General features: G+C 64.4%; 24 protein-coding genes, 2 tRNA genes and 2 pseudogenes. 20 read left to right on the top strand and 8 right to left on the bottom strand.

Annotation, left to right across the window (positions count from 1 at the left end; genetic code table 11):
- The 6 genes and pseudogenes from ACPEH1_RS19730 to ACPEH1_RS19705 all read right to left on the bottom strand — a co-directional run.
- A pseudogene (locus ACPEH1_RS19730) lies at positions 1 to 185 on the bottom strand (hypothetical protein); the annotation flags it as partial.
- The gene (locus ACPEH1_RS19725) at positions 185 to 838 is read right to left on the bottom strand and encodes a hypothetical protein (protein ID WP_423716254.1); all 654 of its coding nucleotides are present in this window, start codon (positions 836 to 838) and stop codon (positions 185 to 187) included. The gene ACPEH1_RS19725 and the pseudogene ACPEH1_RS19730, both read right to left, overlap by 1 nt.
- The gene (locus ACPEH1_RS19720) at positions 828 to 1,718 is read right to left on the bottom strand and encodes a helix-turn-helix domain-containing protein (RefSeq protein ID WP_423716253.1); all 891 of its coding nucleotides are present in this window, start codon (positions 1,716 to 1,718) and stop codon (positions 828 to 830) included. Before ACPEH1_RS19720 ends, ACPEH1_RS19725 begins: the two co-directional genes overlap by 11 nt.
- A 3-nt stretch (positions 1,719 to 1,721) precedes the next feature.
- On the bottom strand, positions 1,722 to 2,033 hold the full coding sequence (locus tag ACPEH1_RS19715) for a winged helix-turn-helix domain-containing protein (RefSeq protein ID WP_423716252.1): 312 nt from the start codon (positions 2,031 to 2,033) through the stop codon (positions 1,722 to 1,724).
- Positions 2,030 to 2,560, bottom strand: a complete 531-nt coding sequence (locus ACPEH1_RS19710; RefSeq protein WP_153164355.1) for a hypothetical protein — start codon at positions 2,558 to 2,560, stop codon at positions 2,030 to 2,032. The genes ACPEH1_RS19715 and ACPEH1_RS19710 overlap by 4 nt, the downstream gene beginning before the upstream one ends.
- 109 nt (positions 2,561 to 2,669) lie before the next feature.
- Positions 2,670 to 3,134 (bottom strand): transcriptional regulator, encoded by a 465-nt coding sequence (locus tag ACPEH1_RS19705; RefSeq protein WP_423716251.1) that lies wholly within the window; start codon positions 3,132 to 3,134, stop codon positions 2,670 to 2,672.
- A gap of 82 nt (positions 3,135 to 3,216) precedes the next feature.
- On the opposite strand from ACPEH1_RS19705, the gene ACPEH1_RS19700 reads away from it, so the two are divergent.
- The 15 genes from ACPEH1_RS19700 (at position 3,217) to ACPEH1_RS19630 (ending at position 10,479) form a co-directional block, all read left to right on the top strand.
- Positions 3,217 to 3,714 carry a helix-turn-helix domain-containing protein gene (locus ACPEH1_RS19700; RefSeq protein ID WP_017355877.1) on the top strand — a complete coding sequence of 166 codons (498 nt, stop codon included), beginning with the start codon at positions 3,217 to 3,219 and terminating at the stop codon, positions 3,712 to 3,714.
- Complete coding sequence (locus ACPEH1_RS19695; RefSeq protein ID WP_423716250.1) at positions 3,656 to 4,003, top strand: hypothetical protein; 348 nt, start codon at positions 3,656 to 3,658, stop codon at positions 4,001 to 4,003. Before ACPEH1_RS19700 ends, ACPEH1_RS19695 begins: the two co-directional genes overlap by 59 nt.
- A 154-nt stretch (positions 4,004 to 4,157) precedes the next feature.
- Entirely contained in the window at positions 4,158 to 4,355 is a 198-nt protein-coding gene (locus ACPEH1_RS19690) for a hypothetical protein (RefSeq protein ID WP_136006245.1), read from the top strand.
- Complete coding sequence (locus tag ACPEH1_RS19685; RefSeq protein WP_017355880.1) at positions 4,352 to 4,693, top strand: hypothetical protein; 342 nt, start codon at positions 4,352 to 4,354, stop codon at positions 4,691 to 4,693. The genes ACPEH1_RS19690 and ACPEH1_RS19685 overlap by 4 nt, the downstream gene beginning before the upstream one ends.
- Positions 4,694 to 4,874: 181 nt before the next feature.
- Positions 4,875 to 5,009 (top strand): hypothetical protein, encoded by a 135-nt coding sequence (locus ACPEH1_RS19680; protein ID WP_282597054.1) that lies wholly within the window; start codon positions 4,875 to 4,877, stop codon positions 5,007 to 5,009.
- Positions 4,997 to 5,179: a hypothetical protein gene (locus ACPEH1_RS19675; protein ID WP_423716249.1), complete on the top strand. Its 183-nt coding sequence runs from the start codon at positions 4,997 to 4,999 to the stop codon at positions 5,177 to 5,179. Before ACPEH1_RS19680 ends, ACPEH1_RS19675 begins: the two co-directional genes overlap by 13 nt.
- Positions 5,172 to 5,717, top strand: coding sequence for a hypothetical protein (locus ACPEH1_RS19670; protein ID WP_423716248.1), 546 nt, complete (start codon positions 5,172 to 5,174; stop codon positions 5,715 to 5,717). Before ACPEH1_RS19675 ends, ACPEH1_RS19670 begins: the two co-directional genes overlap by 8 nt.
- A complete protein-coding gene (locus tag ACPEH1_RS19665; protein WP_423716247.1) occupies positions 5,714 to 6,682 on the top strand; it encodes a hypothetical protein in 969 nt (322 codons plus the stop codon). The genes ACPEH1_RS19670 and ACPEH1_RS19665 overlap by 4 nt, the downstream gene beginning before the upstream one ends.
- Entirely contained in the window at positions 6,682 to 6,867 is a 186-nt protein-coding gene (locus ACPEH1_RS19660; RefSeq protein ID WP_423716246.1) for a hypothetical protein, read from the top strand. The genes ACPEH1_RS19665 and ACPEH1_RS19660 overlap by 1 nt, the downstream gene beginning before the upstream one ends.
- A complete protein-coding gene (locus tag ACPEH1_RS19655; protein WP_423716245.1) occupies positions 6,860 to 7,210 on the top strand; it encodes a hypothetical protein in 351 nt (116 codons plus the stop codon). Before ACPEH1_RS19660 ends, ACPEH1_RS19655 begins: the two co-directional genes overlap by 8 nt.
- Positions 7,210 to 7,878, top strand: a complete 669-nt coding sequence (locus ACPEH1_RS19650; protein WP_423716244.1) for a hypothetical protein — start codon at positions 7,210 to 7,212, stop codon at positions 7,876 to 7,878. The genes ACPEH1_RS19655 and ACPEH1_RS19650 overlap by 1 nt, the downstream gene beginning before the upstream one ends.
- Positions 7,879 to 8,073: 195 nt before the next feature.
- Positions 8,074 to 8,925 carry a DNA adenine methylase gene (locus tag ACPEH1_RS19645; RefSeq protein ID WP_423716243.1) on the top strand — a complete coding sequence of 284 codons (852 nt, stop codon included), beginning with the start codon at positions 8,074 to 8,076 and terminating at the stop codon, positions 8,923 to 8,925.
- Positions 8,926 to 8,950: 25 nt separating this feature from the next.
- Positions 8,951 to 9,250 carry a hypothetical protein gene (locus ACPEH1_RS19640; RefSeq protein ID WP_423668845.1) on the top strand — a complete coding sequence of 100 codons (300 nt, stop codon included), beginning with the start codon at positions 8,951 to 8,953 and terminating at the stop codon, positions 9,248 to 9,250.
- Positions 9,234 to 9,452, top strand: coding sequence for a DUF4224 domain-containing protein (locus ACPEH1_RS19635; protein WP_136006229.1), 219 nt, complete (start codon positions 9,234 to 9,236; stop codon positions 9,450 to 9,452). Before ACPEH1_RS19640 ends, ACPEH1_RS19635 begins: the two co-directional genes overlap by 17 nt.
- 1 nt (position 9,453) lies before the next feature.
- Entirely contained in the window at positions 9,454 to 10,479 is a 1,026-nt protein-coding gene (locus ACPEH1_RS19630; protein ID WP_423668841.1) for a site-specific integrase, read from the top strand.
- A gap of 70 nt (positions 10,480 to 10,549) precedes the next feature.
- On the opposite strand, the gene ACPEH1_RS19625 is transcribed toward ACPEH1_RS19630, so the two are convergent.
- Positions 10,550 to 10,623 (bottom strand) — tRNA-Cys (locus tag ACPEH1_RS19625).
- A 394-nt stretch (positions 10,624 to 11,017) separates the two neighbouring features.
- Between ACPEH1_RS19625 and ACPEH1_RS19620 the strand changes: the two genes are divergently transcribed.
- Together ACPEH1_RS19620 and ACPEH1_RS19615 are read left to right on the top strand one after the other, a co-directional pair.
- The gene (locus tag ACPEH1_RS19620) at positions 11,018 to 11,335 is read left to right on the top strand and encodes a hypothetical protein (RefSeq protein WP_287249806.1); all 318 of its coding nucleotides are present in this window, start codon (positions 11,018 to 11,020) and stop codon (positions 11,333 to 11,335) included.
- A 20-nt stretch (positions 11,336 to 11,355) separates the two neighbouring features.
- A pseudogene (locus tag ACPEH1_RS19615) lies at positions 11,356 to 11,650 on the top strand (IS3 family transposase); the annotation flags it as partial.
- A 155-nt stretch (positions 11,651 to 11,805) separates the two neighbouring features.
- Here the strand turns inward: ACPEH1_RS19615 and ACPEH1_RS19610 are convergent.
- Positions 11,806 to 11,881 (bottom strand) — tRNA-Gly (locus ACPEH1_RS19610).
- A 931-nt stretch (positions 11,882 to 12,812) separates the two neighbouring features.
- Between ACPEH1_RS19610 and ACPEH1_RS19605 the strand changes: the two genes are divergently transcribed.
- The 3 genes from ACPEH1_RS19605 to ACPEH1_RS19595 form a co-directional block, all read left to right on the top strand.
- A complete protein-coding gene (locus tag ACPEH1_RS19605) occupies positions 12,813 to 13,559 on the top strand; it encodes a hypothetical protein (protein WP_034030533.1) in 747 nt (248 codons plus the stop codon).
- 118 nt (positions 13,560 to 13,677) lie between these two features.
- Positions 13,678 to 13,890, top strand: coding sequence for an AlpA family transcriptional regulator (locus ACPEH1_RS19600; RefSeq protein ID WP_011347600.1), 213 nt, complete (start codon positions 13,678 to 13,680; stop codon positions 13,888 to 13,890).
- Positions 13,891 to 13,932: 42 nt separating this feature from the next.
- Positions 13,933 to 14,302, top strand: a 370-nt coding sequence (locus ACPEH1_RS19595) for a ParA family protein (protein WP_423716242.1), incomplete at its 3' end; no start/stop codon positions are given.

Here is a 14,302-nt window from a genome sequence, read left to right as displayed (position 1 = left end):
ATCTCGGCCTCGATGCGTTGCGCCTCGGCCAGGTAGTAGTCGTGTCGCTCCTGCCGAACTGCTGCGCTGAACTGGAACTGCTTCAGCGCCTCATCAGCGGACGCGCGGTATGCCTTGGCCAGCCGAGGCGCCTGCAGACGCGGATCGTGGTCGAAGATGTCCAGCTGGTTGTTGTCCGAGCGCATCAGGCGGCCAGCTCCCGTGCCAGCTCCGCCAGCCGCGCCCGGGTCTTCTCGCTCGCCCCAGGCGATGCCTCCACCTTCCCCGCGAGCAGCGCCACGGGGTTGAACGTCGGCGACGGCGCGGCCAGCTCCAGGTGCTGGCTCACCTGCTCGTGCTGCAGCAGCCCCTTTGCCAGGGCGTCCGACAGCGCCGCGTGGCGAGAAGCCGCGTCGAAGCCCAACGAAGGGGCGTAGGTGGCCGGCCGGCGGGCAGCGCGCGCCTCCTTCAACAGCCGGCCGTACGCTTCGAGGAATGCAGGGCGAGCAGCGATCTTGTCGCCCACCAGCACCAGCGGCAGGGCCGTCGACCATGCCTGCTGCGTGAGCGTGGTCCAGACCACCGTGGCGCGTTCGTCAGCCGCTTGTATAGCCACAGCCCATGCCTCGTTCGGAGCCGGGTGGCCGTCGTCGATCCGCTCCAGCACGGCAGCCAGTGATAACCGCCCCTTCAACTCGCGGCGGCAACCGGCCAGGGCGGCCTCGAGCACCGGCATCGTGTAGCAGGCCAGGTCCTGCACCATGTACGCGGCAGTGGTCGGGCGCATCTGGTCGCCGATCACCTCTGCGGTGGCAATGAGCAGGTCCACCAGATGGTCCTGTTCGTGGTCAACCAGCATGGGCTGCCCTCCCCTGGCGCAGGAGGGCCTTCGCCTCATCCGCCGCGCTGACGTTCGATTGCGTCTGGTCCGTGTGGCGGGCGCTGGTCTCGGTCACCTGCCGACCGGTGGCCCACTGGGTTCGGTACGCCTCGCAGCGCGCGAGCAGCAGCCCAAGGTCGTGCATGCCCTGGACAACCATCCGTTCGTTGACCCGCAGGAACCACCCAGCAACCTGCGGCGCCTCAATGCGGCCGAGACGCTGCACGATCTGCTTCACGTTGGCGTTGACCTTCGCGTTGCGCACCGGCATTGCGCCGTGGCGGTTGCGATAGGCCACCGCGTACGCCGCCCAGGTGGCCCGGCATGCGGCCTGCAGTTCCGTCTCGGTGTCCTCTGCCGGCGGCGTGGCCGGCAGGCCCGCCGGAGATGACGGTTCTCCTGACGGTTCAATGAGGGTTATATGACGGTTAGGCGGCACGGGGCGCACCTCCAGACCTGCGCCCGCTGCCTCACCCCCTGCATCGGGCGCATCACCCCCTGCACCGGGCGCACCCCCTGCATCGGGCGCATCACCTGCGCCCGGTGCACCCCCGGTTTTCGCTGCCTTCCGCTTGCCCTTGGTGCTGGCGACGGCAGCGTTGAAGTTGCTCGGGGTGACTACGTAGACGTTGCTGCTGTTGAACCGGCGCTCGCGGGAAAGCAGCCCGACGACCTCAAGATGGTCCATTGCGCTGCGGACAGCGCGCGCCGACATGCAGCAGCGCTTCGCGATGGTTCCGATGGCCGGCCAGCACACGCCGTCGTCGTTGGCTTGATCTGCCAGCGAAATCAGCACCGCTTTCTGGGTGACGCTCAAGCCCTGCAACGGCCAGCAGCTGCTCATGATGATCGTGGACATAGCTCAGACCGCCAGGCTGTAGTTGTCGCCGGGGGCCACCGGCCACCAGGTGCAGGCGCTGCGGCCGCTGACCTCGCACGGCTTCTTCGGGCCGCGCCACGCGCGTCCGCTCTCCAGCAACTCAGGCAGGCGGCGGGCCAGCATGTAGCGGTCGTGGCCCGTCGCGCGCGCCAGTTCCATGCTCGTCAGGCCGGGGCACTGTTGGACCGCCTTCGCGGCACGGTCCTGCTGGATGGCCTGCTGACCGCTGGCGATGAGGTGGAGGGCAGCCTCGTGGCTGGTGCCCACATCGGTAGCACGCGCCGGGTGGTTCATCGGGTCGCCCTCCCCTTCCCTGCAGCCCGCGCAACGTTGCGCTCCAGGCGGTGCGCCATCGTGCGCAGCGCGCGCGCCTCGCTGACCATGAGCGCGGCCTCGTCGCTGTCGATCCGGCGGTCTTCCATCGCATCCACGGCCGTGCCGGTGAGGCGCCCCACCCGCGTGGTGATCTCCAGCAGCTTGAGCTGCACCGCCCCGATCTCGTCGGCCCAACCGCCCTCGGGCGCTGGCGGCACCAGATCCACGGCCATGCCGAACTGCCCGGCCAGAGCCCGCATCCATTCCAGGGCGTAGTCGCCGCCACCGGCCTTCTGCTGCATCCACTCGGTCAGCAGCTCGGCGATCTCGATGGTCACCGACTCACCTTCCGTGCCGTTGAGCTTGGCGCGCAGCGTCTCGGGGTGCATGGACTTGCCGCGGCGGTCGGTCAGCCACTTGGCGGCCTCGATCACACCGCCCGGCGTCTTGCGGACGGCGTTGTAGAGGCAGTCGAGCCAGTTAATGGAGGAAGTACGGCAGGTCATGGGTCACCTTGGGAAGACGGGTGTTTCAAGGTTTCGGGCCGGGCCCGGGTGGCGCACCATCTGCGCTATGGACGAAATCAATTCAGGGACGAAGGCCAGGGACGGCCAGTTAGGCGGCGTGGACGTCGAGATCGATTCGGCCTGCGTCGGGGTCTTCGGGAGCAGCGACGGCCGGTGCCTGCTCCTGCACCCCAAGCAGCTTCATCACCTGCGGCAGCGCCGGGACGCTCTGGTCTTCCGGCCAGGCCTCTACCTGCTCCACCGGAAGCTGCAACACCTTCGCCAGATGGGCGTCAGTGGCCAGGCCAAGGCGGGCGCGCAGCGCGCGCTTTGTGATCAGCACTTGGGTGATGGGTGGGTCTGGACAAACGGCATGCCCGGCTGCAGGACCGAACACGTCCGGGCGAAGCTCGTGCCGAGAAACTCCGGTAACCCCCTCGATCTTGATCACCCGGCTTGGCGGCACGCGGCCGCGCTTCCGCCAATTGCTCACCACGTTCTGCCCTACACCCAAGGAATCGGCCAGGGAAGTAACCCCGCCGGCGGCTTTCACAGCTTTGTCGAGTGCGTCCATGACAAGTAGCATCACATATCGTGATCCTACAATCAACACGATTTGTGTTGGCGCAACATCACAGACCGTGAAGAATGGCGGAATGGCCTTCTCTGACAACCTCCGCGCCGCCCGTCTCCGAAGTGGGATGACCCAAGAAGCATTGGCGTTAGCCTGCGGCTGGTCGGGCCAAAGCCGCATCGCGAACTACGAGTCGTCAGCCCCCAGCGCGCGCGAACCCAAGGTTTCCGAGGTCCCACTACTGGCTAAAGCACTGGGCGTGTCTGTTGCCTCTCTCTTCGGTGAAGCGCCGGCGTCTCATTCCGCGCGACCCGATCCTGCCATCCTCGCCAGCACGTACCGCTTCCTGGTCGACGCGTTCGCAACACTCGGCAAGGCCGTCGAATTCGAAACCGAGGCCGACCTGTTTGCAGACGTGTACGAGTGGATTGCGGCGGACGACCGCCCGGCCGATCAACGGAACCTGGTGGATTTTGCGAAGTGGCGCGATAAGCGTGATCAGGACAGGGGCAAAGGAATAGATGAGCAAAACGGAAGCGCTGCTGCACAAGTTGGTAGAACGAATCAACGCAGCGCCTAAGGCGCGCCTACCGCTTAAGTCTGTGGCGGAGCCGGCAACACCCGGCTTTGATTCAGTGGCCCGTGAGAGCCATATCCGGATGATCCGGTCGCTGGCGAGAATGTATCGGCCTTTCGGCATGCAGCTGCTGGTCGACCAAGCCACTTTGGGTAAAGCTGGCATCGACGAGCTGAGCGATGACGAATTGATCGCCCTCCACCGCGATCTTGATAGAGCACGGGAGTGCATCCGAGACGACGTCTCATTCGAGGAAGCAGGCATCCTCCGCAACTCGTTCGACCAGCGGTAAGCTCGGGCTGGGCAATTTTCCTGAACGAATTTTGCCCAGTTCATAAAACGCCAGCTTAAACATCACATATCGTGTTGACTTAAGGATCACGTTTTGTGATTCTACTTCCGTCGCCCCACGAACCGCCCATCCGGGCCGGGGCACGGAGATCAGCATGGCCACACTGGCCCTCAGCACCTCTTCCGGACCCGTCCAGGTCCAAGCCCAACCCGTAACCGGCAAGGTCGCCATGCACGTCGGCGACGCTGGCCGCGTCTACCTCACCGCCGCCGAAGCCGAAGACGCAGCCACTGAGCTGCAGCGCGCGGCGGCCGAGCTCCGCCAAGCCACCGGCAGCGAGGTGGCCGCATGATCGCCATCGATCTCGCCACTCACCCCAAGCTCGACGATCGATTCGAGCACGTGCGGCGCCGCGTTGGCGAATTGCTCGCGTACATGGACTCTGCCAACAAGCGCCCGAGCGAAGTCCGGATCTATCCGAACGACCACAAGCACATCATCCGGTCGGCCAACTCCCAGTTGCGCAAAAAGGCGAAGGATCAGGATCGCCTCGAGAACGAGCGGCGGAAGGCCGATGGCCTTCCCGGCAAGGTCAAGAGCGATGCGGACAAGGTCGAGTCTATCCACTACGCCGGGACGCCAGTGGTGCCAGGGGCCACGAACAGTCGCCCCAGGAAGGTGAAGCCGTGAGCGTCACGACCGCCGAGCAGTTCTACCGCGCCCAGTCCGTTCGCCGGCAGGCCATCGCATGCGGCTGGGATTCCCGCGCCGCTGTCGGCCAGCTGGTCCGCGCCGGGTATTCAAAGGAGGTCCAGAACCGCATGGCAGCGCGCGCCCTAGCCGCCCGTCCTGTGCCGGGAGGTGATGCCGCATGAACGCCATCGACTTCTCCTTCGGCCTGGTGATGGGTTTCGCCGCCGGCGCGTGGACCAGCCTCCACTGGGCGCTGCGCCGCCAGGAAGAGCAGTTCGCACGCCTCATGGAGCAGATCCGATGCGCGCACTGATCCGCCACTGGCGCGCCGCTGTCCTGGTGCTGCTCTGCGCCCTACTCGCGGCCGTCGCCGGCGCCATGCACTGGGCAGGCATCACCGACACCGGCGTCTACATGCTCATGGGCGCCCTGCTCTGCGCCAGCCAGGTGCCCGACGCGTGGAGGCGCGGTCGCGATGGCTGAGGCGCCGACCGTGGCCTCCACCGTGCGCGACATGCGCCGTGCAGGCGCCGCGGGCGAACCGGTGCCGGCAGACGTTGTGCAGCTTTGGGTGCAAACGTTCATGACCCAGCTGTACGGCACGCAGACGCCGATCCGATACGAGTGCAGGCCGCGCTACACCACCGAGCCCTGGCAACTGGCCGAAACGGCCGACGTCATGCACTGGCGGCGCAGGAACTTGGAAATCCGCGCGCTCTATCTGCACCCGTCCGCCGGCAAGCAAAAGGACCACCGCTGGCCGGCCGGTAGTAACGGCGAGGGCCAATGCCTGGAATGCGGTGAGACCGAATGGCTCGCCGGGCCGGACTGCAAACCGCACGCACAGATCCGCGACCACCGCTCGGACACGCCCTTCTCCCTGACGTGGCTGATCGAGCCGCTGGAAAAGCTCCAGTACCTCACGAAGCACATGAACCCGCTGGACCGCGCCAAGTGGCGGACCGAAACCACCTACCTCATCGATCGCATCAAAGACCACGCGAAGGGAAGCCCGCCATGACGACTGACAAATGCCACATCCCGGCAACTGCACCCATGTGGTGGGACGGCGGCGACCGCGCCATCACAGCGCGCGAGAAAGCCACCATCGAAGAGCACGGCCCCAGCTGCTACACGATTCCGCTGCTGCCGGCGCAGGCTGTAGACCCTGCGGACCCGTGGCGCGGCCTGTACCTTCCGGCCCGCATGCCGGCGCCTTCGGAGTATGGCGACCTCACCCATCCGGATATCCCCCGCTGGCCTGACGATCGCGAGGATGCGCTCGACAAGCTGGTCCATGCCCAAGGTTTCGACTTCCACATCGTTGCCGGCGACTTCACCGAAGAGGCTATGGAAGATGGCGATGAGCTGTACTGGCAGGAACTACGCGCTTGGAACCCGGAAGCGCCCGAGGGCGAGTGGCGCCTGGCATGGAAGGGCGACACCGAAGACGGTCCCTATGCGTGGTTCGTGCGGCCGATGGCGCTGCGTCCGGAGCCGGTCGCCCTCGCCGCGATTGGCAAGCAGGTTGGCGAGGAGCAGGGGGATGGGTTGGTCACCGACGAAATGGTGCAGACGTTCAAGGCTGCGCTGTCGCGTGCGCAGTTGCCGGGGAAGACCCGCACCTACTTCCTGAAAGACTCCGAGCTTCCTTCGCTCCTGCGGGAAGTCCTCGCCGCCCGCCAGCCGGTGGGGCAGGACAATCCACTGATGGCCTATGCGGACAGCTACCGACGTATGGCGAATCTGGGCAGTGGGCGCGTGTCGTGCCTCAGCGTCGCTTACGACATCGAAACGAACATGGCAAAGCACGCCGCCCCGCCCGCGCAGGCCGTGGATATGGGGCAGTTCAATGCTCTGGCTGCCCTAGCTAATGCCATTGTGCACCACAGGGGCGAATCGCCCATGAAGAACGGCGTGTTTGCTGAGGCTGAAAGGCTGCTGGCCCTGATCGACCAGAGCGATGCAGCGCCGGGGGTGGAGTGATGGCTGAGATCTCCATCGACATCACCGGCGAAGAGGGCGCGCCGTCCGTCGTAAACACTCACGCCTTCGACCTGCAGCTCACCGGCTGCGGCATCTGCATCGACATGACACATGAGCAGGGCCAGGCCATCTACTTAGGCTTGGCGGAGTTCTTCGGACCCGAGAAGGAGCCGACCAATGGCTGACACCAAACAGCAGCACGCCATCAATCCGTACTGCGACGGCCCCGTCTGGCAAGCGTTCGGTCTCGGCAGGGCCGGCTACCTGGTCGTGCCGCGCCGCACGCTCCAGTCCATGCCCCTCGAATGGCAGCAGAAGTTCGTCGCGCTCATGGACGAAGCCCAGGCGCTGTTGCCGGGCGAAGCGTTCCCCGAGTACGTCGTGCAGCGCCGCGAGCGTGGACGGTTCGTGGCCGACGCAATGCGCGAGTACCGCCACACAGGCCCGATCCCGCACACCACCGCCACGCAGGCCGCAGTGAAGCCCATGCGCCGTGGCCCCACCCTGCTGCCCAAGGAGCCCCGCTGATGCGCGAGCGTCCCATCTTGTTCAACGGCGACATGGTGCGCGCCATCTTGACGGGCGCGAAGACGCAGACCCGGCGGCCGATCAAGCTGCCTCACCACAACCCGCTAGGCCAATGGGGGGCGTGCACCTCCGGCGGGCATGGCGCGCGTGATCGCAAAGGCAACCTCGTGCCCGAGGAGGTTTGCATCTGGCACACCCGCACCGGCGACACCCTGGTCTGCCCCGTCGGCCAGCCCGGCGACCGGCTGTGGGTGCGGGAGGCGCACGCCATCTTCCCCACGCACGGCCAGCACCGCGCAGACGGTGAGCGCTGGGGCCCTTGGAGTGGACTGCCCACGACCATTTCCCCAATGGGCGGCGAGATCGCCTACTACCGCGAGGGATTCGATCGCAGCGGCCCGGGCCGCTGGCGCCCCAGCATCCACATGCCACGCTGGGCCTGCCGCCTGGTGCTGGAGATCACCGCCGTCCGCGTGGAGCGGCTCCAGGCGATCAGCACGCAGGACTGCCTCGCGGAAGGCATCACCACCAGGTTCAAGGTGGCCGATGCCGCCGACGAGCTGCGCATCCAGTTCCGCGACCTCTGGAACGACACCGGCGGCGACTGGGACAGCAACCCCTGGGTATGGGTCATTGAGTTCAAGCGCGCGGAGGTGACGGGTGACTGATCCCGCTACTCAGTCCAGGCACACAGCGCGCGTGCTGCTCCACGAGGCCCGCGCTCGCCGCGGCACCGCCTTCTCTCACCTGCTGCTGTGTTGGGCCGGCAACGCCCGGCGCAGGGCGGGCGCGGCGTTGTCCCCCGTATCCACTTCGGCTGCCGAGCCCTGCTCGGCATTGCCGGCACAACTGGAGCTGTTCGCATGATCACTGCACCGGCGTTCCGCTACCACGGCGGCAAGTTCCGGCTTTCGCCCTGGGTGCACCAGCACCTGCCGGCGCACCGCACCTACGTCGAGCCATTCGGCGGAGCGGCAGGCGTTCTGCTCACCAAGCCCCGCAGCTACTCGGAGGTCTACAACGACCTTGATGGTGACGTGGTCAACTTCTTTCGAGTGCTTCAGGATCCAGCCCAGCGCGATCGACTGGCTGAAGCCTGCGCGCTGACTCCCTATGCCCGCGCCGAGTTTGAACAGGCGTGGGAGTCGACGCCAGACCCCGTTGAGCGGGCTCGCAGGCTGTTGATCAGGGCACAAATGGGGTTCGGATCTGCCGGCGCCACGAAGGGAAAAACGGGCTTCCGTATCGACTCTCAGCGCGCTTATGGGATCGCGCAGCACCACTGGGCGCGCTTCCCTGACGGCTTGGCCGCGATTGCGGAGCGCTTCTCCGGGGTGCTGGTCGAGAACCGGCCGGCGATTGAGGTGATGCTCCAGCACGACGGCGCCCAAACCCTGCACTACGTGGACCCGCCGTACGTGCACAGCACCCGGGTAATGCAGGCAGGCAAGGCGGGCTATTACCGGCATGAGATGACAGAGGCCGACCACCAAGTGCTGCTGGATTGCCTCAAAGGGTTGCGCGGGATGGTCGTTGTCTCCGGCTACCGGACGGACCTATATGACGCGGCCCTGCAGGACTGGCGCCGGGTAGAGACCCGAGCGCGGATAAGCGCCGGCCGCGGCTGCACGCTGCGGACCGAGTGCCTGTGGATCAGCCCGACTGCCGGCACTGCTGGCCACCAGCCGGGCCTGGACTTGGAACACGTCGCATGAAACCCATCGATCTGGAGATCACCCCATGACCCAGCGACACATCAGCCACCCCGAGGGGCTGCCGGCATGCGCCGCCGGTCACAGCGCGCGTCACATCCACGACCTGCGCGGCCTCGCCGCCGGCGGCGGGCACCTGGTCGAATGCCGTTGCAGGGCGACCAGCAGGCACGCAGAGTCCGCCGCAGCACTCGCCGAGTGGCGGCGCATCAACCGCCCCGCCCGCAGCGCGCGCAAGATCCTGCCCGCGATCGATGCGCCGGCTGCCAACGTGATCCAGTTGCGCCTGCAAATGCCGGGCGAAGGAAGGGGTGCCAGTGGCCGTTGACATCTGCCTCTCGCGTGAAGAGGTCCGACAGCTTTGCCGGACCCCACAGAAGGCTCGCCAAGTCGCTTTTCTGCAGCGCAACGGCATCCGCCACTACCTGGACGCCCACGGGTGGCCTGTGGTGATCCGCGCCAGCCTGGAGCAGACTGAGCGCGCCGCGCCGGCAGCCGCCGGCACCTGGAAGTCGAACAAGGCAGCCTGACATGGGACGGAGACCGACAAAGCCGGGGGCAATCCCCCGGTTCCGCGCGCGCCAGCGAGGCAAGGTGACCTACTACTTCTACGACCACGGCGGGAAGCCGCGTCGGGAGACGTCGTTGGGCACTGACTATGGCCTGGCCATCAAGCGCTGGGCCGAACTGGAGCACGAGACGAACCTGCCCGAGGCGGCGGTGCTGACGTTCGCAATGGTGGCTGATCGGTATATGGGAGAGGTCGCGGTGCGCAAGGCGTCCCGCACCCTGGCCGACAACCAGAAGGAGGTGTCCAACTTGAAGGCCTTCTTCGATGACCCTCCGGCGCCGCTGGAGCGCATCCAACCCGTGGACGTGCGCCAGTACATGACTTGGCGCACGAAGGGGGACACCGCCTACGTCCGGGCGAACCGCGAGAAAGCACTGCTGTCCCACATCTGGAATTTCGCACGGGACAAAGGCTACACGGCCCTGCCGAACCCGTGCGCGGGCATCAAGGGATTCAGGGAGGTCGGCCGGGACGCCTACGTGGAAGACGACCAGTTCGCTGCGATCTGGGAGGCAGCGGACGCGTGCCTGCGGGACGCGATGGACCTCGCTTACCTGACCGGCCAACGCCCCTCGGACGTGCTGTCGATCTCGGAAATGGACGTGCGCGATGGGGTGCTGAACATCCAGCAGGCCAAGACCAAGGCGAAGCTGCGGTTCACCGTGGGCGGGGAGCTGGAAGCGCTGCTGAGGCGCATCAGGGCCCGAAAGTCGGCCTACAAGGTGCACAGCACCCGGCTGGTCGTGAACGAGCAGGGTCGGACGATCGGGGTAAACGCGATGTCCAGGAAGTGGGCGAAGGCCTGCGAGGTGGCTGGGGTGACCGGTCTCCAGTTCCGCGATCTGCGGGCCAAGGCGGCGACCGACAAGGCCGAATCCTCGGGGGACGTGCGCGCTGCACAGAAGCAGATGGGACATTCGTCGGTGGTCATGACCGAGCACTACACGCGCAACCGGCGCGGCGCCAAAGTGACGCCGACGCGGTAATTGCGGAAAAGCTTCCGGATTGCGGAAAACAAAAAGCCCGCTTTCGGCGGGCTAAGTGCTTGAATCTAAATGGAGGCCTGGGTCGGAATTGAACCGGCGTACGCGGATTTGCAGTCCGCTGCATGACCACTCTGCCACCAGGCCGGTGACCCTATAAAACAAGACCCCGAGAACGGGGCCTGGTCGGGAGTTGGAGCAGGACACGAGACTGTCATCCCCTCTCTATCCCCTTGAAATGACTGAGGTTTTTTACAACCGCGTCGTTTCGATGTGCAGGATTATGTACTCATTTGGAGCCCTTGGCAACAACAATTTTTCACCGTGGTCCGCTATGGTCCACCTGCATCCGACCTCACGCTCGCAACATTCGTCCGAACGCGCCACGAAGACCGAAAGGCCGCCCCTCCACCCGCGAACTCTTGTCGCACGCTTCCCCTGATGAGTCGGCGCGCGCACCCCCACCCGTGCCCTGCCCCGTGACTGCCGAACTGCAAACCGCAGAAGGAACCGCCAGATCCGTGCGGCCAACGGAAACCCGGTGGTGGTGTTCGACACGCGCCTCGTTCCGACCACGAAAGGCGACCAGGCCGGTGTCGCTGATGGCATGAAGAGCGGCACAGCAGGTGCGAAGTGCTGCCCCAAGCAGATAAGCAGCACACTATGCGGAGGGAAAACCAGTAATCAGGCACGGCGACCTGTTCTGGGTCAATGGGAGCTGATGAAGGCATTACAGGAGAATGCAGGCATCAGCCTCGCAAGCGGAGACTACATCGGTACAGCCCTGTCAGATGACATCCCAATAATGTCCAGCAACTCAATCAAGCAGACAGATATTGAAATACTGAGGCAACCATGACAATTGGCATCAGATTCGGCCAGGGCCCGCAGTACAGCAGTCGCCAGTGTCGCCAACGGCTCTGGCGTTACCGCATGCGCCAGAGCATGAGTCGTCGAGGAAACTGCCGGGATGATGCGCCGCTGGCGTGTGCTGCGCAGTATTGAAACTGAATGGATACCGATCGTGGGCGATATGACAGCCCAGGAAGCGCGGCGGGACATCAGTCATTATCTGATGCATCGCTACACCTGGATTCGACCGCATCGGTTCAATGACGCGCCGGCTCCGGCTCAGGCCGAGAAAAAACCTGACGTCGTGTCCGGGATCAGTTGACCACGACAGCTACGCGGAATCGCTGCACTTGAAAATGCACTTGAATTTCGTGGCTGCGGGTGGATTCAGGCAGACGTCGCTGAAACGAAAAAAGACGCCGAAGCGTCTTTTTTCAAGGACTCACAGACTTCCTTGGAACTCTGTAGATCGATAATTGGAGCGGGAAACGAGACTCGAACTCGCGACCTCAACCTTGGCAAGGTTGCGCTCTACCAACTGAGCTATTCCCGCAAAATCAGGCGCGTATGTTACCGAAACCGCGAGCAACACACCAGCCTTTTCACACGTTGCTTCACATCTGCCGCGACGGCGTCGCATGGGATGCCCGCGTGCCACCGCGGAGAAAAACAAGGCCCCAAGGGGGCCCTGTCGAAATATGGAGCGGGAAAAGAGACGTGTACTAGGACGCTAAGTCGTTGTTTCCCAAACACTTTCTTCGCTGAGGTGGCTAGCGAAGACCTCAATTGTAGCCTTGTTTTTCGTCCCCGGCAACAAGTTCGTCCAAAGAAATCCAACGACGTCCAGAGACGTGCACTCCGCACCGGAGCCGCATTCGGCAACATCGCCATACGGACGGCCTCGAACTCGCCACACCAGTTCTCTGCTTCCACATCGAATGCGATGCCGACCAGCTAGCAGCCTTCCGATGTCGCCGATCTCGGCGCAGTTCGGATGCCACCGTGGAAGTACACGCACCGGCGCACTGTGGCACTCACCGGAGCAGGCCGCGCCAAAGGAACGCACACCCTAGCCATGATGGGTAGGCGCGCGATTCTTTATGGGTATATCAGGATGCCAGGATAAGAATGACGGGAGCGGATTCGCTGCGTCTGACTGGACGTTGGATGGGGATTGCGCCCTCTTCGCATCCCTTGAGACCGCTGGCATATCAGGTCATACCCAGGCGGTTTTGCAGAGGCCGCAACTTCTTACGACCCTGATAGCGTGAGCGTCACTGTCGGGCTTGCTTCCCGATGCTCGGCCTTCACTTGACCAATAGATTTTTGCACATCGAACACGCGCCGGCTACCAGCAACGCGAACCGTAGAGACGCAATTAAGACCATGAACAAGCGGATCTCGGATCTCGCTTCTGCAGAGGCCGACCATGAGGTTGGCACCAAAGGAGTCGCTATGTAGTTCTCCTAGAAGGAGATGGGAGCATGTACGACAAACCACCTCTAACCAAGGTGTTCTATCGCCCGATTGAAGCCTCCATCAGGTGGGCCGGGTTGCTGCGGTTCAAACATCTTGTCCTGGCCTCGATCTCGTCGCCAAGGAACCTACCGAAGTCGTTAGATTGTCCCCGTTGGAGCGAGCTTCGCCTGTACACCGACCGCATCTACGATGGAATCCTTAACGGGGAGTTGCCGTTCGGGGAGAACGGCATCACGACACATGATCCCGCTTTGATCGACTCCCCTGATCTCACCGTTCGCCACGTCGATCTGAAGCGTTGGATGCACCAGCACTACCCCGAGCACCGGCCAGGCTTTCTATTCTCGCGCAGCGAACGCATCGCCCATCCGGTCATCTCGCTGGAGACCGGGCAAGCCATGCTGGTCGAACAGTTGGCGCTGAAATCCGCCTTGGAGCAGTCCAGACGCCAACTTCGCGAGTTGCAGGACAAACACAATGCGCTGCTCAAGCAATCCACGGTGATCCCCGCCTGCGCGCAGTGCCCGATCAGCGATCGGGCCGAGGCCACCTACCTGAACATCATCGGGGCCATGCTGGAGTTGATGCTCGGCCAGTCGCCATCGGGCACGCCGTACTCCAGCTTCAAGACGCAGGAGGCCGTGGTCAGCGCACTGGTCGCCCATCACCACGGCGTCATGGGTATCGCCGAGCGGACATTGAACGGCAAGTTCGCCACGGCCAGGCGCCGGCTGCATAGCGCCACGCTCTGAGGATTTCCAGCTTGTATGTGCAATCGCGGAGATTGCATTTGCAATGTCTTTCCGCAGCCGTGTCTATTGAATAGAGGTCACGCCAACAAACGCCACTGAGCGTTCAGGAGTGACCGCCATGTCGCAAACACCTGTACTGCCGCCCAACGAGCGCCGCATCCTGCGCCTGGAAGAAGTCGAAGCGAAGTCCGGCTTCAAACGTGCCCACATCTACAACCTGATGAAGAAGCGCCAGTTCCCGCAGGCGCTGCGCCTGGGTGTGCGTGCCGTCGGCTGGGATTCCATCGAAATCGACCAGTGGATCGCCGAGCGCGTCAACAACCGGGCCTGACCCGTTCTCCCGCGGACCTTCCATCCTCACACGGAGAACGCCATGCAGGTCGTATCCATCATTTCAACGAAAGGTGGCGTCGGCAAGACCACCACGGCCGCGAACCTGGGCGGGCTCGTCGCCGATGCGGGGCTGCGCGTGCTGCTGATCGATCTCGACGTGCAGCCCACCTTGTCGTCCTACTACGAACTGGGCCACCGCGCGCCTGGCGGCATCTACGAGTTGCTGGCCTTCAACGAGCGTGACCTCGGCCAGCTCGTGTCCCGCACGATCATCACGGGCCTGGACCTGGTGCTGTCCAACGACCACCGGGGCGAGTTGAACACCTTGCTGCTGCACGCGCCGGATGGGCGCCTGCGGCTGCGGCACCTGCTGCCGATCCTGGCTCCGCTCTATGACCTGGTGCTGATAG

This window comes from Stenotrophomonas sp. NPDC077421 (assembly GCF_049545505.1).
GTDB lineage: Bacteria > Pseudomonadota > Gammaproteobacteria > Xanthomonadales > Xanthomonadaceae > Stenotrophomonas > Stenotrophomonas nematodicola.
The sequence above is the reverse complement of the archived record's forward strand: the minus strand, read 5'-3'. Positions and strand labels throughout refer to the sequence as shown.